The organism is Marinobacter sp. SS8-8, assembly GCF_030540945.1.
Classification (GTDB): Bacteria; Pseudomonadota; Gammaproteobacteria; order Pseudomonadales; family Oleiphilaceae; genus Marinobacter.
Genome location: NZ_JASSVN010000019.1, coordinates 1 through 20,906, shown reverse-complemented (window position 1 = coordinate 20,906; position 20,906 = coordinate 1). Strand labels below are relative to the sequence as shown.

Sequence of the window (20,906 nt, the reverse complement as noted above, 5' to 3'; positions counted from 1 at the left end):
GGAACAACGCAATGAGTGAGCTGCCTGAACGCCGAGAGCACCCTTCCCTCAGCATGATGTACGGGACCTATGCGGACATCCTGTTCGTCCTGTTTCCCTTTCTGATTATTGGCATGCAGCGGCTTTGGGAAGGCCGGCTCTACGAAGCCCTGCTACGACCGGACCTGAGCATTGCGGCGGCCATTCTGGCCGGTCTTGCCGTTGGCAAGTTTGTGCTCGGGCTGGTTACCAACCGGGACCTGGGGCGCTACAAGGAACGCATCGTTTTCTTTATCGCACTGACCCTGTTTGTGGTGCTGGGCCCGGCAATCATTCTGATATTGAGTATACTGGGAAATTCCGATGTGCCCGACTTCGTCACCTTTGTTCAGCCGATTCTCCTGATCATCGCTATCTCCCTGTACACAACGGCGGTGAGCATCAGCAATATCCTGACCCGATCTGGTATGGAGGATTCACTGACCGGGCCACGGGAAATATCGGCCTGTTCGGATCCGGGGGAGCCGGACCAGCCCCGCCCGGCGCCGCTGGATCTGCCCCGGCGCACGGCAACGACCCAACAGCATGACAGGAGCAACCCATGACAGATCTGAGAGTGTTGGTAGTGGAAGACGAGCCGGTGATGAGAGAGCGGCTGGTGGAGATGCTCTACAAGGCCGGGGCAACGCAGGTAGCCGAATGCGTGGATGCAGGCTCGGCCCGGGCGGCTTTTGAAGCCCAGGAGTTTCAGATCATTCTGCTGGATCTGGGCCTGCCTGACGGCGATGGCCACGAGCTGATGCTGGAGTTCAGGCGCACCCGGCAAGAGCAGCATATTGTGCTGGTGACAGCCGATGATTCCATTGAAAGCATCCAGCGGGCTATCAGTGCCGGTGCTAACGGCTATGTGGTGAAACCTTACTCCCAGGAAAAGATTTATGATGTGGTGAATAACTACGTCATGGTCCACGGGGGGGACATGGCCATGATTCAGGGCCTGAACCGGCGACACTGACCGGTTCAGGCCCTGAACGCTCCAGTCCCTAAAAAGGCATCAGGCGACCTGCCGCGCAATCCAGGAGTTATAGCGATTAGCCAATGCCCTGACATAACGGGCCTCGGCACCGTCCAGATTGCCCAGAACACCGTTGAAGATCCAGCCACGCTCGTACACACCCAGCACCCGCTGCTCGTCATCCAGATTGACGCGCTGATTCAGTTTTTTGCAGATGGCATCCAGCAGTGGCAGCTTCTCCGGGGGCCTGATCGGCCCTTGGCGATTATTCATGGGCTGGTTCGCTGCTCGTGTTGTCGGATGTCTTTTCATGATGTTCTCCTTGCCGTTTTGCGACTGCAAAAACAAAACCCCGGTGCCTGGGGCGACCGGGGTTTCGCGGAGAGGCTGACCCGGTCGCGACAGAGGCTCCCGGGACTGACCGAAAGCCGTTAGATGTCTTTCACCATCGCACGAACAGACTGCCCTGCATGGCAACCTGCGGCTGTGTAAGCACTGAACTGTGGAATCATCCTGGTCATACCGGCTCTTGTGTTTCGGTTCAGTTACCAGTGTATAGGCAAACGGGCTGTTTGCAATAGGCAGGGACCTTCGGCAAACCCCTACAGACGGCCGCCCGGGACGATTGGGATAATTTGCCCCGTCACGTGTTTTACGTTGTGCAATCTCAACTGTCTGCCGCGCCAGGCAGTTGATGGATCTCTCCTTTCTACGCAGCCTTTATGGCTGCGTTTTTTTACCTAGTGGGAAGCTCGCAGCCACTACTTCTTCGTACCGATTTCCGCCGCGCAGACTCCTGGCCCTGATGGTGGCACTGGGTCTTTGTCAGGCCTGGCGACTATGGCCGGTCAGCGGCATCACGGCGTCTTCTGCCTGGGCGATCCGTTCCCAGGTTTTGTGGAGGATCAGGGCGTCATTGGCCGCCCGGTGCACTGGCAAGCCGAGTTCCGAGATCACCTGCCGGCGCATGGCGGACCACTGCCGTAGTTGCTGCGGGTTCAGCAGTGCCGAGATGGATTCAAGCTGGAAAGCGGGCCTGATATCGGTTGCCCTGAACAACCGGTGCAGCCAGAAACTGTCGAAGGTCCAGGCATCGCAAAACACCTGTTCCGGTAGCAGCTCATTCAGGGCCCGAGCCACTTCACTGGCCGCAATGCCCTCTGCCTCAAGGGTCTGGCGGGAAATGCCGTGAATCTGTTCAGCGCTCTCCGACCAGTCCTGCCACAGAACCTGTGGACAGATCAGCCAACTGTGCAGGGTGCCGTCCGGCATACAGATGCCTACCTCAATCGGATAGCTTGCGATCAGATCAAGACTGGATGCCTCGAAATCGATAAATACCGGGCGGATAGTGGTCATGGGATCAGTGTAGATGTTGAGTTGTTTTTAGCCGAGTTTACCCGCCCCGAACCCGAGACGCGAACCCAACCTGAGCCTGCACTGTTACAATATGTCCATTCATTGTGTAAGCCCGATGACAGCAACAGGTAACGGGCCCGACAGTAAACCCGCCGAACTCGAATCGCACCATACGGGGAGCCAGAATGACTGACACCGTGGTTGTAATCTATTCCGGAGGCATGGACTCCTACACGCTGCTGCACCTGGCCAGAAATCGCGGTTACCGGGTTCATGCCCTGTCCTTTAATTACGGGCAGCGGCACGTTCGGGAACTGGAGTGTGCCCGTTCAGTGTGTGAGGCACACGACATTCCCCACAAGGTGATTGATATCCGGGCCATGAGCGAGGTGATGGCCGGCTCGGCGCTGACCTCGGAACTCAAGGTGCCCGAAGGTCACTACCAGGAAGACAGCATGAAGGCCACGGTGGTGCCCAACCGCAACATGATCCTGCTGTCCCTGGCCACCGGATACGCGGTAACGGTGGGTGCCGGGGCTGTATGGTACGGCGCCCATGGGGGTGACCATGCCATCTACCCGGATTGCCGCCCGGAATTCGTGGCAAGGATGGACGCGGTGTGCCGTGTGGCCAACTATGAGCCGGTGGGCATTGAAGCGCCCTTCATGGCCATGGACAAGGGCCTGATCCTGGCCGAAGGCCTTCGTCTCGGGCTGGACTACGCACAGACCTGGACCTGCTACAACGGTCGTGAGCGCGCCTGTGGCCGCTGTGGCTCCTGTGTGGAGCGGCTTGAGGCGTTTGCCGCCAATGGTGTTCCAGATCCAATCGAGTACGAGGGTAACCGCTGATGTACCGGGTCAAGGAAGCCTTTTATACCTTGCAGGGTGAAGGCGCCCAGGCCGGCCGGGCCGCTGTCTTCTGCCGGTTCAGCAAGTGCAACCTGTGGACCGGGCGGGAGAAAGACCGTGCCCGTGCGGTCTGTCATTTCTGTGACACGGATTTTGTTGGCACCGATGGCCAGAACGGTGGCCGGTTTGACTCACCGGAAGCCCTGGCCCGGCACATTCGCAGCCTCTGGCCGGATGCGCCCGGTAAACCCTATGTGGTTTGTACCGGCGGTGAACCCTTGTTGCAACTGGACACTGCCGTGATTGAGGCGTTCCACCGGGAGGGTTTCGAAGTCGGTGTGGAAACCAACGGCACCCTGCCGGCCCCTGCGGGCATTGACTGGCTGTGTGTCAGCCCGAAGGCGGATGCGCCGGTGGTCATCGAAACCTGTGACGAGCTGAAACTGGTGTACCCGCAGCCTCTGGCCTTGCCAGAGCGGTTCCTGCACATTCGGGCCAGCCACTATTTTCTTTCCCCGATGGCGTCGCCGTCAGTGCCGGAAGGCGGTGTTGACGGCGTCAGGCAAAGCAATACCCGCCTTGCCACGGATTACTGCCTGGCCCACCCGCAATGGCGCCTGACCCTGCAAATGCACAAGATCATCGGTATCGATTGACTACCCGGGCGCCAGTATCCGGTCTGTTGGCACTGGTAAGGAGCCCGATGCCCTCGAAGCATTTCGGTACTGGCTTGGGCTGGTAGTGGTCCAGCGCTTGAAGGCCCGGGTGAAGTTGGCGGCATCGGCGTAACCCAGGGCATCGGCAATCTGACTCAGGTTCATGCTGGTGTTTCGCAGCAGGTCGCCCGCCCGTTCCAGGCGGACCTGATCCACCAGCTGCTGGAAGCTGGCCTCTTCCTCCTGCAACCGGCGCTTGAGTGTCCGCTCGGAGACAAACAGGGTGCCGGCAACCCGGGCGAGTTTCGGTGGAAACGGGTGGCTGGTTTCAATAACCCGCCTTACCCGACAGGCGAATCCGGCGTCCTCGGTCAACCGCCGCAGCGCCTCTTCGCATTGGGCCCGGGAGGAAGCCGCCAACTGGTCGTCGGTGAACCGCACCGGCAGGTTCAGCCGGGAGACGGGAATCACCAGGGCATTGTCGGTGGCACCAAACTCCACCGGTACCGGTATCTGTGAGCGAAACCGCTGAAAATATGCGGGTTGCGGGCACCGCCGAAGGATCCGCAAGCCGTCAACGACCGATCCGGTCAACTGGGCTCCCATGAACACGCAGCCGAACAGCATGGCATCCATAATGAAGCTGTGCATCGGCCCGAGATCGACATCGCAGTTCACGATGTACCAGACGAGGCTGGCGTTTTCGCGCTTGCTGATCTGGAGGTGAGGCACCCGCAGGGTGAGGTACCGGGTCATCAGCTCCAAGGCGTCACCCAGGGTGCGACTGCTCATGACGGCGGTACCCAGGGCACCATGAAGTGGAAGCTTCAGTTCCCGGGCGAGCAGGATGCCCAGACCCGGCTCTGCGCTTTCGATGATGGCCCGGGTGACAAACTCGCTGGCCTGGGCCTGGCTGACCCGGAGTTCGGTGGATTTCAGCCTGGCCGGGTCCAGCCCGACCCGGAGCAGAAGGTCCTGCTCATCAACACCAATGGTGTTCAGCAGTTCGGCCAGAAGGTGCAGGTAAATGGCGGGCATGCCAAGATCCTGTGCCGTTGATACTGAGGCGCGCATGGGGTTTCCTCGTCTGGTCCTGTTCTTGTTATTTGCCGGATCGCATAGTGTGTCCGATTATGGCGGCTCCCGTTGCATTTCCCCATGACTTCGCTGACGCATTAAAATGGCCCGAAAGGCCAACTGTCGGTCTGGCCCGGCGGACGGGCAATCAGTGGCCTTGGCGAAGGGGCCGTTCTCAGAGCCTGAGATCGATAATCACCGGGTTGTGGTCGGAGGATCGCCAGGGCCCTTGCTGATCGGATTGGGACATGCCCTGATAGCCGAGCGCCCGGGGCTCATCGGCATTCATCAGCCAGGTTTGAGCCTGGAGTACCCGTGGCCGGAGGCTTTGGGAGGCCAGGGCATAATCCAGAGTGCCTTTTTCGCCCTTGTAACGGTAGGTGTAGTGGGGGCAGGTCGCATGAGTGCAGGGGTGGAATTGGTGCACCATGCTGGTAAAGCCGGCCCTGGCCAGAACGGAAAGTGGCTGTTCACGGGCGTAACTGTTGAGATCGCCGACAATCAGGGTTCCGGCGGATCGGGGGTCCCGGGAAAAGGCGCCGGGCCAGTTGGCCAGGGCCCTGGCTTCGGCAACCCGCCGGTGGGTATAGCAACCCTGCCCGTCGGATTGATCCTGATCTTCGCCCACGGCGCCCCGGCAGGATTTCGATTTCAGGTGAGGGACAACAACCCTGACCGCCTGCTCACCGTCAGTACGGCGAAAATCCTGTGCCAGAGGGGGCCGACCTCCGGATCGAAAGACACCCTCGGTCAGGCGTACGGGTAAACCGATGGGTGCTATCCGGTCGCGGCGGTATAGCAGGGCGGTACGGATTTCGTCGCCGCCGTCGTTACCCGGGGTGCTGACAAATTCCCACTGACTGCCGAGAAAACGGGCCAGCCCGGCGATTGCGCTGGCGGCGCCATAACCGTCATTTTCCAGTTCGGCAACCGCCAGGATGTCCGGGTCCGGCGCCTGGAGAGTCTGAATCAGGCGCTGTTGCTGTTGGCGAAACTCAGCCCGGGTTGCAGCGCCCCGCGGGGTGGGAAAGCCTGCGCCCTGGCCATTTCCGTTGAAGAAGTTTCCGAGATTCAGGGCCACCACTCGCACAGTATCGCCTGGCGGACGGGGAGGCGCCGTTTTGCGCGGGTTGGTCGCGAGAAACCGGGGCTCTTTCTCCGGCTGGATTCGCCAGGCATCAAAGCGGAAATCGAGGATGCCAGCGAGTCCGTCGATCTGATCACCGGCCCGCACGGTGGCTGCGGGCGACAGGCCTGTTGGCGGCCAGGGGACCGGCCTGGGGTCCCGTTGGGACCGGTTGTCATCCAGCAACACCCGGTTCTGCCGGTGGTTGGCGGACAGCCGGTGCGCCTGCTGTCCGGGCGCCAGGTATTCGGTGGGCTGGAGCTGATCCGATGCCGCCAATGCCAGTTCGCCGTATTTCGCGAGGTTGTAGTTATCCACCACTGTCAGGGGGTAGCGGAAGGTCACCCTCATGTTTTCCAGGCTCTCAGGGTCCCTGGACCAGGGCAGCTCGATGGTGACCGGCTCCGGCTGAGCTTCCTGGCCGCACATCCGGATGCTCTGCACGGCGACCAGTTCGGTCAGTCCGTGGAATTCCCTGACCTTGCCGGTTACCCGCAGGCGCATGCCGGGTTTTCCGGTATCCCGATTGGTATAGACGAAAACCGCTTCAGAGGTGGCCGGGTTGTTGTCGGTCTGGTGGTCTGCCTGCTGAAGGTAGAAGCCGCCAAATCCGCCGTTTGAACGGGAGTCTTGGGTAACAATGCCCTCCACCGTCACCGTCTGGCCGGTGAGGGCAGAGGCAGGGCCATCGCCCTGGACAGCAGAAATAGCTGTGGCCGGTGCACCACAGCCGGATTCTGCCGTTGCTGCCGAAACCAAGCTGATCCGGGTTGGCCAGTTCAAGCTGTTGCACCAGAGGGTCCGGGTGCTGGTTATCGAAAGTAATCCCCAGGCGTGACAGCACGTAGGGTGCCAGGGCAGCACGGGTATCGATCTCCAGCCGGCCATGCTCCATGCCGTAGTCCCTGGCGATAATCTGTTGCTGGGCCTCGGTCAGGCGCTGATCCGGTGTCACCACCAGGGTAACTTCGCGGTTCCAGTCGTCGTCCTGCTCGCGGGTATGTTTTGCCCTTGACCTCAGAGCTTCCGGGGAGGCGCGGAAACGGCTCAGGGCGAAGTCGCGGAATTCCCGGTTTGAATCGCACCAGGCCCTTAGGTGCCAGCTGTTGCCGGCACAAACCAGGGTGTGTGGTTCAAGGATGCTTTCCACGGCTTCCGGCCGGCTCAGGGACGCGTAGCCGGCCCGTAGCTGTCGGCCCTGCCGCGTTGCGGTAACCACCGCCCGCATGGTTTCCGGCGCAATCACCCGGTTGGGACCCTGGACAAGGGCGCTGTCGGGCAGGCCGATGTTCAGGGACTCAAAGGTGTTGCTCAGGCTTTGCTGGCGGGCAAGCAGGTCCAGGTATTCGTTCACCAGTCCCCGGGTAACCACCGGTCGAAATTTCGCGGCTGGCACATAGCCCTTCAGGTGGCGATCATAAACCAGATTGCCGGGCGCCAGCTCACGCAGGTAGGTATTGATGTCCTTGGACGCTTGCTGACGACCAATGCCAAAGCTGTGACAGATGTGGTTGGTGGTCAGGCGACCTTCCCACAGGGCAATGGTTTCAATCAGTCGGTAGCGAAGCAGCAGATCCCAGCGGATGGGCCAGTCCGTTTTTTTCATAACCAGGCGCTCATGATCCAATGAATAGCTTGATTTCATGTTACCCGCTCCGGCACGCAGGGTCTGTTACGGCACATTAATGTAAAACTCTGTTAAACAGCAATATAGCGGCCCTTGCAGGCTTTTGTGACGCAGTTATCGGGTTTCGGGAACTGCTTAGTGGTTTCGCTTCAGGCTCCTGATCTAATACCTGGCCGGCAAAGTCCGGTGCTTGCTACTTTTAGTTTCATCCAATCCGACATATCCTGAAACGCCCGGAGCTGCTGTAATGACCCGAATGGTCGCCTCCCTGTCTGCCCTGATTCTGAGCATCATTCTGCTGGTCAGCGGCAATGCGTTCCTGATGACCCTGGTGGGTATCCGTCTCAGCATTGAGGCTGTATCGCCAGATATTATCGGCTGGATTCTGGTCTGTTACTCCATCGGTTTTGTGCTTGGCACCCTCTATGTCCACCGGATTATCGGTCGTGTTGGCCACATCCGTGCCTTTGCGGTGCTGGCTGCGATTGCCGCCGTGACTTCCCTGCTCTATCCGATGGCCATTTCCGAGATTTTCTGGGCGGCACTGCGAGTGCTTTCCGGTTTCAGCATTGCCGGGGTTCTGGTTGTTATCGAGAGCTGGTTTTCCAGCCGGGCAACCAACGCCAACCGGGGCGCATTGTTTGCCGTTTACCAGATAGTATTTTATCTCTCGGCCGCCGGTGGCCAGCTAATCGTCAATATCGGCGACCCGGCCAGCTTCATGCCCTTCTCGATTGCTGCGATTCTGTTGACGCTGGCTCTGGTTCCGCTGGCCATGACCCGCATGGAAGCACCGGTGATTGAACAGGTACAGCGTATCTCCATCTTTACTCTGGCCCGTGAGTCCTTCACCGGCGTCGCCGGTGCTTTGGTCTGTGGCATCATGATTGGCGGCTTTTATGCCCTCGGCCCGGTTTACGCCACGCTGGTCGGGCTGGACGTTGCCAGAACCTCCACTTTCATGGCCAGTGCCATCGTGGCTGCGATGATACTGGCCTGGCCACTGGGCCGGCTCTGTGACCGGTTTGACCGTCGTCGGGTGATGTTCTGGGTGGCGGTGCTTGCCGCCTCCGCGGCTGGCGGTATCGGGGTTCTGGGGGCGTCTGACCTTTGGTTGCTGACGCTGCTGGTGGGGTTGTTTACCGGACTCTCCGCCACTCTGTATCCGATTGCGGTGGCGATCACCAATGACCGCATGGAGAGTACCCGCATTGTTGCTGCCAGCGCCACGCTGCTGCTCAGTTACGGTGTTGGCAGTGTGATCGGGCCGGTCACCATGGCCGAATTGATTAACCTGCTTGGGCCGAAAGGGTTGTTTCTGGGCAATGCCGGGTTTTTGCTGGTGCTGGCGGTTATCATCAGCTATCGGATCAGTCATACCGAGGATGTTGCGGTGAAAGATCAGGAGCACTTTGTGCCGGCCATGCCGGAAGCATCTCCGGTGCTTACCGGGCTGGATCCACGGAATACCGAGTTCCACCAGTCTCCTGAAGTCGATGAGATGCAGGATGAGCTGCGTCAGGCCGGCTGACGCAGCTATCGGTTTTCCCCGATTTTGTTTTTGCTTCCGCATCTGTTTTTATTGCAATGGTTAGCATACTATTGGTAACTTTCCAATAATGTGGTCTATTGGCCAGTCTTTCCGAAGGCTTGAACTTGTGCCTTTGCACGGAGTGACGACAAATGAGAGAGCAGTTTCCTTTTGCGGTAGCCCGGGTTACCCGCCGCTGGAGAAAAATGCTGGATGAGCGCCTGAAGGATCTTGGCGTCACCCAGGCGCGGTGGAGCACCATGGTGTATCTTGAGAAGGGCGGTGAAGGCCTGACCCAGCGTGAACTGGCGAGCCTCATGGCGATCGAGAATCCGACCCTGGTTCGGCTGCTGGACAGCCTGGAACAGCAGGGGCTGATTGAACGCCGGCCCTGCCCGAAAGATCGCCGGGCCCGCCGCCTGCACCTGACGGGCGCTGGCCGTGCCTTTATGGATGAGCTTTCCGGGCGAGCCGAGGTACTTCGGGAGGAAATGCTTGAGGGCATCAGCGACGAAGAGATCGAGTGTACCGTCGAGGTCTTCCACAAAATCCTGGAAAACGCTGAAAAGCAGAAGTAATCCTTGGCTGATAACTCGGTTGAGGGCCTGAAGGCACGCTACGGGGATCGCTGGCGTTGGCTGGCACTGGCTACGGTGGTTACGGGCACCATGGCCACTGTTCTCAGCGCCACTGTGGTCAACGTGGCGCTTCACGACATCATGGTGGAGTTCGGTATCCGTCAGGGCCAGGTGCACTGGCTGGCAACCGGATTCATCGCCGCCATGACCGCCACCATGCTCGCTTCCTCCTGGTTGCTGGACCATTTCGGGGTTCGAAAAACCCTGGCCACGGCCATGTTCCTGTTCACGCTGATTTCCCTGGCCGGCGGGTTTGCCAGCTCGCCGGGCCAGTTGATTGCCGCGCGGATTGGCCAGGGTGCCATGGCCGGTCTGATGCAACCCATGGGGATGTACCTGGTGTTCCGTATTTTTCCCCGGAACCGGCGCGGTCAGGCCATGGGCATCTACGGCATGGGTGTGATTCTGGCACCGGCCCTGGGTCCGGTACTGGGCGGCTTTCTGGTGGATCAGCTGAGCTGGCGATACGTGATGTTTGCGCCGGCTCCGGTGACGCTTGTGGGTGTCCTGATGGCATGGCGCTTTCTGCCTCTGCCAGTGTCGCGGCCGGCACCCTACCCGTTTGATCTTCCCGGCCTGGCGTTGCTCGGTTTTACCATCGCACTGTCACTCGACACTCTGAACAGACTGCAGCAGGCGGACGGACAGCAGGCATGGCTTGTGGCTGAGGTACTGTTGGCGATAGCAATCCTGTCGCTCTTCATTTTCCGGGAGCGGCGCATCCGGCACCCGTTGGTGAACATTGGCCTGCTGCGCAAGCCGGCCTTTCTCTATGCCTGCCTGGGGGCCATGGCACTGGGCCTTGCCCTGTTCGGATCCACCTACCTGACCCCCCTGTTCGTACAGACTGCCCTGGGGTTCACGGCAACAGAAGCCGGGTTGCTGATGTTGCCGGCCGGCATTGTCCTGGGCATGGTTTTCCCCCTGGCGGGCCGTCTGGCGGACAAGCAGAGCGCCCGCAAGCTGGTTATCTTCGGCATCGCGGTATTTGCCCTGTCGGCGGCGCTGTTTGCCCTTTCGGATCTGGATCTGGCCTTTGGCTGGCTGGCCCTGTGGGCAGTGCTGGGCCGGATCGGTATCGGCTTTATGCTTCCGGCACTGTCAACGGGTGCCCTAAATCCGCTGGAGGCGCAGGAGCTGGGGGCCGGCTCCAGTACCCTGAATTTCATGCGACAGCTGGGCGGCGCCTTCGGTGTCAACCTGGTGGCGCTGACCATTGAGTTTGGTGAGCACAGTGCGGGAATGCCCACAATTAACGCCTTCCACTGGGCCTGGTGGCTGGTGGCGGTGTTTGTGGCGGTCGCAGCGGTACCGGTATGGCGGATGCGCGGTTAGTTTCCATAGCGCAAACCGGTGACAGGACCCGGTGGCGACAGTCGTGCTCGGCGCTTGTGTCAGCCAGACCGGCTGGGTTATCCCGGTAGTCACGGTGGGGATGCTGCCAGCCAACATACCGGTTAATATAACGGAGGTTGGTTGATGGAACGGTTGTCCCTGGCCACAGCGCGATTTGGCGCGAGCGTTCGGTTTATTGCGCTCGCGCTGGCCACGGTATGGACAACCTACATGAACTCCTGTGAACTCCTGAAGGTACCTGCTGTCATTACCCAGGTGCCCCTGATGCTTTCGGAACTTTGTGTATGTGGTTGAGATCTTTAGTGGTGTTTTTCCTGGCACAGTCCCTGATGCTGCCGGCACTTCAGGCTGCGGAGCCTGAAGAGAGTGGGTCTGCACAGGGTAGAGAGAATGCCGGCGATCCCGAAAGCCCGGAAGCGCCGGACAGAAGCCCCCGTGTTCCGACCTTTCCAGTCGAGGGCGATGTGGCGGGACAGTTGGGAGTCTATGAAACCCGTTACGAGGATACCTTTGCGGCTATTGGCAACCGCCTGGCTCTGGGCTATCTGGAACTGGTGAAGGCCAATCCCGGCGTCGACCCCTGGCTGCCCGGGGAAGGCACCACCATTACGCTGCCGCGCCAGTACGTTTTGCCGGATGCCCGGCGTGAGGGAATTGTCATTAATCTGGCCGAATATCGCCTCTATTATTTTACCGGCCAGGGCGTGCAGGTTTATCCGGTTGGAGTGGGTACCGCGGAAAATCCGTCACCCCTGACCGATGCGGAAGTCACCATGCCGCTGGAGTCACCGGCCTGGTACCCGCCGGCCAGTATCCGGGCCGAGTACGAGGCATCTGGTGATTACCTGCCCCGGATGATCCCCCCCGGTCCGGAGAATCCCCTGGGTAGTCATGCCCTGTTGCTGAGTGAGAAGGGTTATCTGATTCACGGCACCAACAAAAAGTTTGGTGTGGGTATGCCCGTCAGCCACGGTTGTTTCCGGATGTACAACGAAGACATTTCAAGGTTCGTTTACCAGGTTGCAAAGGGCACGCCGGTTCAGGTAGTGCATGATGCCGTCAAGATCGGGTTTTCCGATGACGAGGTCTGGCTGGAAGTGCACCGCCCCCATGAGGACTACAGCAGTCAGGACCGGGACCGCCTGTGGCAGCAGGTGTTTGCCGAAGTTGAGTCTTTCCGGGCAAGCCATCCGGGGGTAGAGGTGAAGCGCAGTGCCATTGAGCTTGCCGTGGATCAGGCCGATGGCCTGCCCACCATGATTGGTGAACGGGTTACCCGGATGGCCGCGGACAGGACCGTTGACGGGAAGACGCCAGAATCCGCGGGCGAACCGGCGCAGCGGCTTTACTTCTGAAGGGGAGTCTCCGCTCCGTCCAGTCCCCGGCAACAACGAAAAACAGGGAGTGTCCATGAGTCAAACCATTCTGATTACCGGCGCCAGTTCCGGCCTGGGGGAAGGCATGGCCCGCGAATTCGCGGCCCGCGGTGACAATCTGGCCCTGTGCGCCCGGCGCACTGACCGTCTGGAGAAACTCAAGGCGGAACTTGGCGGTGAGTACCCGGGCATTGCGGTGAGTCTTCGGGCTCTGGATGTGAACGATCATGATCAGGTGTTTTCGGTATTCAGGGCGTTTCGGGACGAGTTCGGTAGACTGGACCGGATTATTGTCAACGCCGGAATCGGCAAGGGGCAGCCATTGGGCACGGGCAAGTTCGATGCCAACCGGCAGACGGCGGAGACCAATTTCCTGGCGGCGCTCGCCCAGATGGAAGCGGCCATGGAAATCTTCCGGCAACAGAACCGGGGCCATCTGGTCACCGTATCCTCGGTCACAGCGGTTCGGGGGTTACCGGGCAATGTCAACACCTATGCGGCAACCAAGGCCGGGCTCGCATCTCTGTCCGAAGGGCTCAGGGTCGAGCTGGCCAAAGCGAAATCCCCGATAAAGGTGACTACACTGTACCCAGGGTATATTCGAACCGAGATCAACGAGAAAGTCCGCAACACGCCCTTCATTGTTGATGCAGGAACAGGGTGCAGGGCCATGGTCAAGGCGATTGAATCGGGTAGGGATGAGTGTTTTGTACCCGCCTGGCCCTGGACCCCGATCAGTTTTTTGCTTCGGCGTCTGCCGGTTTCGGTGCTCGCCCGAATATTCTGAATTTTTTCCGCATCCGGGGAGGCGTTATGCAGGTACACCGTCCCATGCGATCACAGAATCCGCCCCGTCTGCGGCTCAGTGCCCTGGTGCTGTTGACCGCTGTGCTTCTGGCACTGGCTTCTCTGGCGCATCAGGTCCTTGCCCAGCAGAAGTCGTCCGGCATCGCCCTGGTACTCACCGTTGAGGGTGCCATCGGCCCCGCGACCATGGACTATGTTACCCGCGGCATCCGCAGGGCTGAGTCCGAAGGCGCCGGCTTCGTTATTATCGAAATGGACACACCCGGCGGCCTGATGAACTCCATGCGGGACATCATCAAGGTCATTCTTGCCTCGGAAGTGCCCGTGGCCACCTATGTCTCGCCCCAGGGTGCCCGGGCCGCCAGCGCCGGGACCTACATTCTGTATGGCAGTCACATCGCCGCCATGGCACCGGCGACCAACCTGGGTTCGGCAACGCCGGTGCAGATGGGCGGGCTGCCGGGAAGTCAGGAGCCGGCCAGTGAACCTGCGCCCGAAGACACTGATGCCCGGGAAGGCGCTGAGCCCGGAGTTGAGTCGCCTGCAGCCGAAGAAAATTCCGGGGAAGAGAGCAGCAAACGTCGTGGCGGTACCGCCATGGAGCGCAAGGTGCTGGAGGACGCCGTCAGTTACATTCGCGGGTTGGCTGAGCGTCACGGTCGCAATGCCGACTGGGCCGAGGAAGCGGTTCGGGAAGCAGTGAATCTCGGTGCCGCCGAGGCGCTGGAAAAGAATGTCATCGATGTGGTCTCCCCGAACCTCCGGGATCTGCTTCAGCAGGTGGATGGCCGAAAGGTTCGCATGGCCTCGGGTGATATGTCACTGGCAACCGCCGATCTGGAAATCGTCAGATCCCAGCCGGACTGGCGCACTCGCCTGCTGTCGGTGATTACCGATCCGAACGTTGCCTATTTCCTGATGATTATCGGCTTCTACGGCATCATCTTCGAGCTGGCCAACCCCGGTGCCGTGGTACCCGGCGTGATTGGCGCCATCTCCCTGATTCTTGCGCTTTTCGCCTTCCAGGTGCTGTCGGTGAATTACGCCGGTCTGGCGCTGATTCTGCTCGGGCTGGCATTTATCGTGGGTGAGGCCTTTGTGCCCAGCTTCGGAATTTTGGGGGTTGGCGGAATTGTCGCCTTTGTGACCGGCTCGATCATCCTGATGGACGGCAGCCACCGGGATATCTCTCTGCCGACCATCGGAGGCACTGCGGTGGTGGCTGCCGGGTTTATCTTGTGGACGGTGACCCGGTTTATCGGTCTGCGTCGACGGCCTCCGGTCAGTGGTGCCGAACAGCTTACCCATGAGGAAGGCGTGGCACTGGATGAATTCTCGGGAAACTATGGCTATTACCGTGGCCATGTCCGTCTCAGCGGAGAGCGTTGGAATGCCATCAGCGAAGAGCCCGTCAAAGAGGGCGAACGGGTCCGTGTTACAGCAATCGAGGGTTTAACGGTAACCGTCAGGGTCATTCCGGACAACGGCTGACCCGGCAGACAAAGTAACGGCAATACAAGGAGGCCGTATGATTGGCGATCTGATTCCCTATCTGGCACCCACGGTGGTGATACTGCTGATTCTCGCTTCGGCCATCAAGATTCTGCCGGAGTATGAGCGTGGCGTTGTGTTCTTCCTCGGGCGGTTCCAGGGCGTTAAAGGCCCGGGGCTGATCATTGTTATTCCGGGCATTCAGCAGATTGTCCGGGTGGATCTGCGGGTGATCACCCTGGACGTCCCCAGCCAGGACGTTATCTCCCGCGATAACGTGACGGTGCGGGTAAATGCCGTACTGTACTTCCGTGTTGTGGATCCCGAGCGGGCCATTATCCGGGTCGAGGATTTCAACTCCGCCACCAGCCAGCTGGCGCAAACGACACTGCGTTCGGTGCTGGGCAAGCATGATCTGGATGAAATGCTCTCGGAGCGGGACAAGCTGAATTCGGACATTCAGGAGATCATCGATTCCCAGACCGAGGAGTGGGGCATCAAGGTCGCCAATGTGGAAATCAAGCATGTGGACCTGAACGAATCCATGATTCGTGCCATTGCCCGTCAGGCGGAGGCCGAGCGTGAGCGGCGGGCCAAGGTTATCCACGCCGAGGGCGAATTGCAGGCGTCGAAGAAACTGGTAGAAGCGGCGAATGTGATGTCAGCGAATTCGGGGTCGATGCAGCTTCGGTACTTGCAGACGCTGGCGGACATGAGTAATACCAATAGTGCCACCATCGTTTTCCCGTTGCCGATGGAGTTAATGACGACGTTCCTGAAGGAGAACAAACCGGTGTCACCTCAAAAGCCGGAGCCAGAGGCATAAAAAAGGCCGGAAAATCCGGCCTTTTCAGTATCATCGGCGTAAGCCCTACTTCATGCTTGAACGCTCGAGCATACGCTTGGCACGCTCGTTTGCTTCGTCAGCAGCTCTTTGAGCTGCCTTGGCTGCCGCCAGTGCTTCCTGCGCGGTCTGCTGGGCAGAGCGGGCAGTGCCGGCCGCACTGTTCGCGGTGCTCAGTGCATTTTTAGCAGTGCTCTCAGCGGAGCTTGCTGTTGCATTTGCTTCGTCGACGGCACCCTGATCCGTTGTGGCACAGCCAGCGGTCAGAACAGTGGCCAGTGCAAGCCCGGCGATCATCAGTTTACGCATTGTAAATCCCCTTATTGGTCGAGTTATTTCCTGTGATTCGAGAACCAGTATAGACGACTTCCTGTCAACCTGCCCGATAGGCGCAATAGGCAATGACTACCGGAGTCGTTAAACAGTGTAAAACACTGTAAGGCAGAATGTTAACTCAGGATAGGTAAATATTCTTAGCCTATGACAACAACTTAATACTGTTGCCAGGCTTTCTTCAGGGATGAATGCTGATCGGGGTACCGTTGGACACGAGTTGCCAGATTTCGTCCATATCTTCGTTGGTAACGGCAATGCAGCCGTCGGTCCAGTCCAGGCCGCGGTAGGCAAACGCCATGTCTTCCTTGCCGTTTGGCAAGCCGTGGATCATGATGCTGCCACCGGGATCCAGCCCCCAGGCAGAGGCCAGTTCCCGGTCTCGCTCGCTGGGGTAGGAAATGTGGATGGATCTGTAGAAATCACTTTCGGCGTTGCGCCAGTCGAGGGTGTAGTCGCCCTCCGGGGTCCGTTCGTCACCCTCGTACAGTTTATGGCCTTCCGGATTGTCGCCCAGGGAAATGCGATAACTGCGCACTGCCTGATCCCCGCTCATGAGGTAAAGGCGTCGTTCACCCTTGCGAACCACGACCTTGCTGACACCCTGGATATCAACGGGGGTGTATGCGGTTTTCGCAGGCATCCGGGTGTCGGCTTTGACCAGCAACTCCGCGGCCATAGCCTGAGGTGCCATTGCCAGCCAGAACAGGACCAGGGCGGAGGAAGCAGCGCGAGTAATCAGCATATCGTTAACTTACCAATGATTAATCTTTATACAGGCGTTTTATACCATAGCCTGTCAGCGATCTGTTAAGGGGTTTTGTTAACTTTTTTAGCGATCCGATTCGTCGCTCAGCTGTTTTGTGAGCTGTCCATCTTAAGACCCACCTTGGTCACCTGGTCGGCATTGGTGGCCCTGGCAACCAGTGTGACCGGCCCAAGGGTTACGATATCCCCAACAACCGGGTGCCCCTTGGTCCGTCTGGCGAAGCATTCGGCCAGGGACAGTTCCGGGGGCAGTTCGTCGAACTCGATGCCGTAGACCTGCTCCACGTCCCCCAGCAGGGCATCGCCATTGAGAACGAAATCACCAAAGAATGCCCGCTCGGCAAGGTATTTCGGTGCATGGCGGCCGCTAAGGGCCTTGCCGAGCTCTGGCAATACGCCGGGCGTGGCAAACATGGCCACCATATCGCCACTGGCCACTTCCAGATCGCCTTTCGGTTGCAGGCAGACCCGATTGCGGAAAACGCCGGCCACCGCCGTGTTTTCCGGAAATCGCAGCTGGCTCAGACGGCGCGGTGTCTCCCAGCTCTTACCGCGCAGGGGAAACAGCATCAGTTCGTGGTCACCCGCCGCAGGGGCATCCAGGGGTAGCCGGCGGTAAGGGCCCTCTCCGGCGGGAACCTCCAGGCGCAGTTTGCGAGCCAGCGGCGCCATAGTGGTTCCCTGAACCAGCAGGGAAACCAGGACAATGAAGAAGGCCGCGTGGAACACCAGCTGTGCCTCCGGCAGATCCGCGATGATCGGGAACAGGGCCAGAACGATCGGAACCGCCCCCCGCAGGCCAACCCAACTGATAAAAACCAGCTCCCGCCGGTTAAAGGCGAAAGGCCAGAGGGTGAGCATGACGGTGAGTGGGCGAATCACGAAAATCAGTGCCAGCGCCAGTATCAGGCCGCCACCGGCCAGTGGAATCAGGCTGGACGGACTGACCAGCAAGCCGAGTATCAGGAACAGGGAAAGCTGTGCCAGCCAGGCCAGGCCATCGTGGACCTGAAGGATCATCGGCATCATCCGCACACGGCGGTTGCCAATCACTACGCCGGTCAGGTAAATGGCGAGAAAACCACTGCCGCCCAGGGCGTTGACGGCGGAGAATACCGAGATTCCCGCGGCAGCTACCAGCAAGGGGTATAGGGACGGTGTCAGGCGAATACGGTTGGCCAGTTCCACTACGGCAAAGCCGCCAAGAATGCCCGCTATGCCTCCAATTCCGAACTGTTTGACCAGCATGACCAGGGCCGACCAGCCGGTCTGGTCGCCGGTGCTGCCGATCAGGGTAACCATCATCAGGGTCAGGAAAATGGCCATCGGATCGTTGCTGCCGGATTCGATTTCCAGGGTGGCACTGACCCGCTCGTTCAGGTGCAGGCCGCGGCCCTGAAGCAGGGAGAATACCGCGGCGGCATCGGTGGAGGAAATGATGGCGCCGACCAACAGCGCAGTCAGCCAGTGCAGGTCGAACACCCACCAGGCCACAACCGCTGCACCTCCGGCTGTCATGGCCACACCGAGCGTCGCCAGCACCAGGGCGGGTTTCAGGCCGACACGAAAGGTCTCGGCCCGGGTGCGCATGCCACCATCCAGAAGGATGACACCCAGCGCCAGATGGGCGATCAGGAACGCCAGTTCAAAATCATCGAACTCGATTCCGCCCGGGCCGTCCTCGCCCATCATCATGCCCACGATCAGGAATATCAGCAGCACAGGCATACCCACCCGGCTGGAAAGCGGGCTGAGCACAATGCTGATGACCAGCATCAGGGCACCGAGCAGGGTCAGGATGGGGTCCATTTAGTCTCCAGATAGAATGCTTGCCCATAACCGGGCTGACCGCTTATATTGCTCACGCGGCCATTGTTTTGCGGGTGTAGTTCAATGGTAGAACGGCAGCTTCCCAAGCTGCATACGAGGGTTCGATTCCCTTCACCCGCTCCAAACCACTATCCTTCTACGCCCTCGTACCTCCATTAAAGCCTTTTTTATCAATGCCTTGAGGCTCATTCCTATCCTTATACGTCTTTATAGATCCCGGCACGTCGGGCCCCGTTGTGTATAGCGATTTGTATGGTAATTTCAAAGGCGAACTCAGCCATACAAATACAGGGATCGCAATGAAGCGTCATGAAATCAAAAGAACTCCCCTCGCCGAGACGGTGCTGCGGAGTCTTGAACCTGAAAACAAACTTTACCGGATCAAGGACGGTTCAAACCAGCTTCATTTCACCGTGGCTGCCAACGGATCGAAGCGCTGGGAAGTCAGATTCAAGAGGCCTGATGGAAAATGGAGCTGGATGGGTGTTGGTGGTTATCCGGCTGTGAGCGCCAAGCTTGCCCGAAAACATGCCGACCTCATTCAGGCGCTTGTGTCGGATGGGAAGGATCCCCGAGAGGTTCGTCGCGCTGAAGATGCAGCGAGGAAGGAGCTGATTGAGCATCCTTTCTCCGAATCTTGCGAGTACTGGCATAGTAAAAAGGTAGATGAAGGCTACGCACAAAAAACTGCTAATCAGATGCGTGGATATCTCGATAATGACATTTTGCCTGAGCTCGGAAACATCCCGATCAGACAGATTACACCGAAGCAGTGCGCAGACCTGCAGCATAAGATCGAACTGGCGGGAACCCTCGACAAAAGCAAAAAAGTGCGTCAAGCATTGAATCAGATTTTTCGCTATGCCATTGGTCGCGGAATCTGCGATAACAACCCTGCGTCGGAACTCGGATATATCGCCACACGGCGAGGCTCAAAAACGTCCTATCCTCACCTTTTGGAACCAGAGCTGCCTAATTTCCTGAGAGCGTTGGGATGCTCCACTGCACGGAAGCAAACCCAGATAGCGACGAAAATGATCCTGCTAACCGCATCACGGCCCGGAATGGTCGTTAAGGCAGAGTGGACTCACGTAAACCTGGACCAGGCGTTTTGGGTTGTTCCAGACGGAAACATGAAAAACAGAAAACAGCACATCGTTCCGCTCTCCACTCAGCTTGTGGCCCTGCTGAGCGAGCTTAAGGCAATGACAGGTCGGTCTCGTTATCTGTTTCCCTGCATCGGGCCAAAGAACCCGACCATGCCAACAGACTCAATAAACAAGATGCTTCGTGGAATCGGTTATAAAGGGCGTTTGACCGGCCATGGTTCTCGTCACACAGCCTCTACCCTCCTCCATGAGCATGGCTGGTACCATTTCCACATTGAAGCTCAGCTCTCCCATAAGATGCCCGGCGTGGCGGGGGTATACAACCAGGCCGGTTACCTGGAAGCACGTCGGGTCATGATGCAATGGTATGCGGACTATCTGGATACCCTCAGAGAAGGGCTCACAGAAGACAAGAGAGCGGATTTCGAGCAACGTGTTATTCAGGCCATGCAGCGCTACCGGCCGGGTGACGCCTCCCAAAACATCGCTGCTTAAAGTTGGCCGCGCTCGTCTAAATCGTCTTTTTGCGAAATTAGACCCGACACAAGTGCTCAAAGCGTTAATAATATAGGTGTCGTTCTTAACAAATTCAGGAGCGACACTTATGTCCAGAAAGATTCAAAAAATCCTTATCCGCCAGAAAACCCTGATGGAGATGCTCGATCTCTCCAGTAGTGGGTTCTACGAACTTCGTAAGCGTGACCCCAGCTTCCCCAAGCCGATTAAAGATGGCAACTCCCAGCAGGCCCCAGCTTTCTACGTCTACGAAGAAGTCCGCTGCTGGCTCATTGACCGAATGAATGCTAGGGACAAGCAGGACTCCTGATGTCGATTTTGGACATAGAGTTATTTCCTGCAGGGGATACCAAAACCTCGCAGAAAGCCTCTGCCCCGTCCCAGAATTACTAATCCGAAATAAAGTAAGCGAACATTAATTTAATATGTAAGCCAGGTCAGGATGCCTAAAAAATGATTTCAATAGTGCTGGTAACTTCTGTAAACGTCGCAGTTACCGGTAAACAATTTCCTTGAGTTGCTCTTTGTTATTAATAACCTGCTTTCCGACATGGTGGTATTTGATATACCCCCAGACGGACTCATCCGGATTCAGCTCTGGTGAGTAGGCCGGCAGG

Annotated in this window: 22 protein-coding genes, 1 tRNA gene and 1 pseudogene; 15 read left to right on the top strand and 9 right to left on the bottom strand. The window is 58.7% G+C overall.

Going from position 1 to position 20,906, the window contains the following annotated elements; translation table 11 throughout:
* Positions 1-11 precede the first annotated feature (11 nt).
* Together QPL96_RS16180 and QPL96_RS16175 are read left to right on the top strand one after the other, a co-directional pair.
* Complete coding sequence (locus QPL96_RS16180) at positions 12-584, top strand: hypothetical protein (protein WP_303288344.1); 573 nt, start codon at positions 12-14, stop codon at positions 582-584.
* Positions 581-994: a response regulator gene (locus QPL96_RS16175; protein ID WP_303288343.1), complete on the top strand. Its 414-nt coding sequence runs from the start codon at positions 581-583 to the stop codon at positions 992-994. The genes QPL96_RS16180 and QPL96_RS16175 overlap by 4 nt, the downstream gene beginning before the upstream one ends.
* 39 nt (positions 995-1,033) lie before the next feature.
* Here the strand turns inward: QPL96_RS16175 and QPL96_RS16170 are convergent, their stop codons facing one another.
* Positions 1,034-1,306, bottom strand: a complete 273-nt coding sequence (locus QPL96_RS16170; RefSeq protein WP_303288342.1) for a hypothetical protein — start codon at positions 1,304-1,306, stop codon at positions 1,034-1,036.
* 513 nt (positions 1,307-1,819) lie between these two features.
* Positions 1,820-2,353, bottom strand: coding sequence for a hypothetical protein (locus QPL96_RS16165; RefSeq protein ID WP_303288341.1), 534 nt, complete (start codon positions 2,351-2,353; stop codon positions 1,820-1,822).
* Positions 2,354-2,538: 185 nt separating this feature from the next.
* On the opposite strand from QPL96_RS16165, the gene queC reads away from it, so the two are divergent.
* On the top strand, positions 2,539-3,204 hold the full coding sequence (gene queC, locus QPL96_RS16160; protein ID WP_303288340.1) for a 7-cyano-7-deazaguanine synthase QueC: 666 nt from the start codon (positions 2,539-2,541) through the stop codon (positions 3,202-3,204).
* Positions 3,204-3,860 (top strand): 7-carboxy-7-deazaguanine synthase, encoded by a 657-nt coding sequence (queE, locus tag QPL96_RS16155; RefSeq protein ID WP_303288339.1) that lies wholly within the window; start codon positions 3,204-3,206, stop codon positions 3,858-3,860. The genes queC and queE overlap by 1 nt, the downstream gene beginning before the upstream one ends.
* On the opposite strand, the gene QPL96_RS16150 is transcribed toward queE, so the two are convergent.
* From QPL96_RS16150 to QPL96_RS16140, 3 genes and pseudogenes are all read right to left on the bottom strand, one after another.
* On the bottom strand, positions 3,861-4,934 hold the full coding sequence (locus tag QPL96_RS16150; protein ID WP_303288338.1) for an AraC family transcriptional regulator: 1,074 nt from the start codon (positions 4,932-4,934) through the stop codon (positions 3,861-3,863). It lies immediately after the preceding gene.
* 178 nt (positions 4,935-5,112) lie between these two features.
* Positions 5,113-6,714, bottom strand: a complete 1,602-nt coding sequence (locus QPL96_RS16145) for an ExeM/NucH family extracellular endonuclease (protein WP_303288337.1) — start codon at positions 6,712-6,714, stop codon at positions 5,113-5,115.
* A gap of 94 nt (positions 6,715-6,808) precedes the next feature.
* A pseudogene (locus QPL96_RS16140) lies at positions 6,809-7,669 on the bottom strand (helix-turn-helix transcriptional regulator); the annotation flags it as partial.
* A gap of 268 nt (positions 7,670-7,937) precedes the next feature.
* Between QPL96_RS16140 and QPL96_RS16135 the strand changes: the two are divergent.
* The 8 genes from QPL96_RS16135 to QPL96_RS16100 all read left to right on the top strand — a co-directional run bounded on the left by QPL96_RS16135 (position 7,938) and on the right by QPL96_RS16100 (position 15,715).
* Entirely contained in the window at positions 7,938-9,221 is a 1,284-nt protein-coding gene (locus QPL96_RS16135; RefSeq protein ID WP_303288335.1) for an MFS transporter, read from the top strand.
* 152 nt (positions 9,222-9,373) lie between these two features.
* A complete protein-coding gene (locus QPL96_RS16130) occupies positions 9,374-9,799 on the top strand; it encodes a MarR family transcriptional regulator (protein WP_303288334.1) in 426 nt (141 codons plus the stop codon).
* 3 nt (positions 9,800-9,802) lie between these two features.
* A complete protein-coding gene (locus QPL96_RS16125; protein WP_303288333.1) occupies positions 9,803-11,194 on the top strand; it encodes a DHA2 family efflux MFS transporter permease subunit in 1,392 nt (463 codons plus the stop codon).
* A gap of 144 nt (positions 11,195-11,338) precedes the next feature.
* Positions 11,339-11,509 carry a hypothetical protein gene (locus QPL96_RS16120; protein WP_303288332.1) on the top strand — a complete coding sequence of 57 codons (171 nt, stop codon included), beginning with the start codon at positions 11,339-11,341 and terminating at the stop codon, positions 11,507-11,509.
* Positions 11,500-12,570 (top strand): L,D-transpeptidase family protein, encoded by a 1,071-nt coding sequence (locus QPL96_RS16115; protein ID WP_303288331.1) that lies wholly within the window; start codon positions 11,500-11,502, stop codon positions 12,568-12,570. The genes QPL96_RS16120 and QPL96_RS16115 overlap by 10 nt, the downstream gene beginning before the upstream one ends.
* A gap of 55 nt (positions 12,571-12,625) precedes the next feature.
* On the top strand, positions 12,626-13,378 hold the full coding sequence (locus QPL96_RS16110) for an SDR family oxidoreductase (RefSeq protein ID WP_303288330.1): 753 nt from the start codon (positions 12,626-12,628) through the stop codon (positions 13,376-13,378).
* 26 nt (positions 13,379-13,404) lie between these two features.
* Complete coding sequence (locus QPL96_RS16105) at positions 13,405-14,889, top strand: nodulation protein NfeD (RefSeq protein WP_303288329.1); 1,485 nt, start codon at positions 13,405-13,407, stop codon at positions 14,887-14,889.
* A 37-nt stretch (positions 14,890-14,926) separates the two neighbouring features.
* Entirely contained in the window at positions 14,927-15,715 is a 789-nt protein-coding gene (locus QPL96_RS16100; protein ID WP_303288328.1) for a slipin family protein, read from the top strand.
* A 45-nt stretch (positions 15,716-15,760) separates the two neighbouring features.
* On the opposite strand, the gene QPL96_RS16095 is transcribed toward QPL96_RS16100, so the two are convergent.
* The 3 genes from QPL96_RS16095 to QPL96_RS16085 form a co-directional block, all read right to left on the bottom strand.
* Positions 15,761-16,042 carry an Lpp/OprI family alanine-zipper lipoprotein gene (locus tag QPL96_RS16095; RefSeq protein ID WP_303288327.1) on the bottom strand — a complete coding sequence of 94 codons (282 nt, stop codon included), beginning with the start codon at positions 16,040-16,042 and terminating at the stop codon, positions 15,761-15,763.
* Positions 16,043-16,247: 205 nt separating this feature from the next.
* Complete coding sequence (locus QPL96_RS16090) at positions 16,248-16,811, bottom strand: murein L,D-transpeptidase family protein (protein ID WP_303288326.1); 564 nt, start codon at positions 16,809-16,811, stop codon at positions 16,248-16,250.
* A 107-nt stretch (positions 16,812-16,918) separates the two neighbouring features.
* Positions 16,919-18,643: a potassium/proton antiporter gene (locus tag QPL96_RS16085; RefSeq protein ID WP_303288325.1), complete on the bottom strand. Its 1,725-nt coding sequence runs from the start codon at positions 18,641-18,643 to the stop codon at positions 16,919-16,921.
* Between the two features lie 70 nt (positions 18,644-18,713).
* Here QPL96_RS16085 and QPL96_RS16080 point away from each other — a divergent pair.
* The 3 genes from QPL96_RS16080 (at position 18,714) to QPL96_RS16070 (ending at position 20,599) form a co-directional block, all read left to right on the top strand.
* A tRNA-Gly gene (locus QPL96_RS16080) sits at positions 18,714-18,787 on the top strand.
* 176 nt (positions 18,788-18,963) lie between these two features.
* Entirely contained in the window at positions 18,964-20,268 is a 1,305-nt protein-coding gene (locus QPL96_RS16075) for a tyrosine-type recombinase/integrase (RefSeq protein WP_303288324.1), read from the top strand.
* A gap of 109 nt (positions 20,269-20,377) precedes the next feature.
* The gene (locus tag QPL96_RS16070; RefSeq protein ID WP_303288323.1) at positions 20,378-20,599 is read left to right on the top strand and encodes an AlpA family transcriptional regulator; all 222 of its coding nucleotides are present in this window, start codon (positions 20,378-20,380) and stop codon (positions 20,597-20,599) included.
* Positions 20,600-20,782: 183 nt separating this feature from the next.
* Here QPL96_RS16070 and QPL96_RS16065 read toward each other — a convergent pair whose 3' ends face one another.
* Entirely contained in the window at positions 20,783-20,905 is a 123-nt protein-coding gene (locus QPL96_RS16065; protein WP_303288382.1) for a transposase, read from the bottom strand.
* Position 20,906 lies beyond the last annotated feature (1 nt).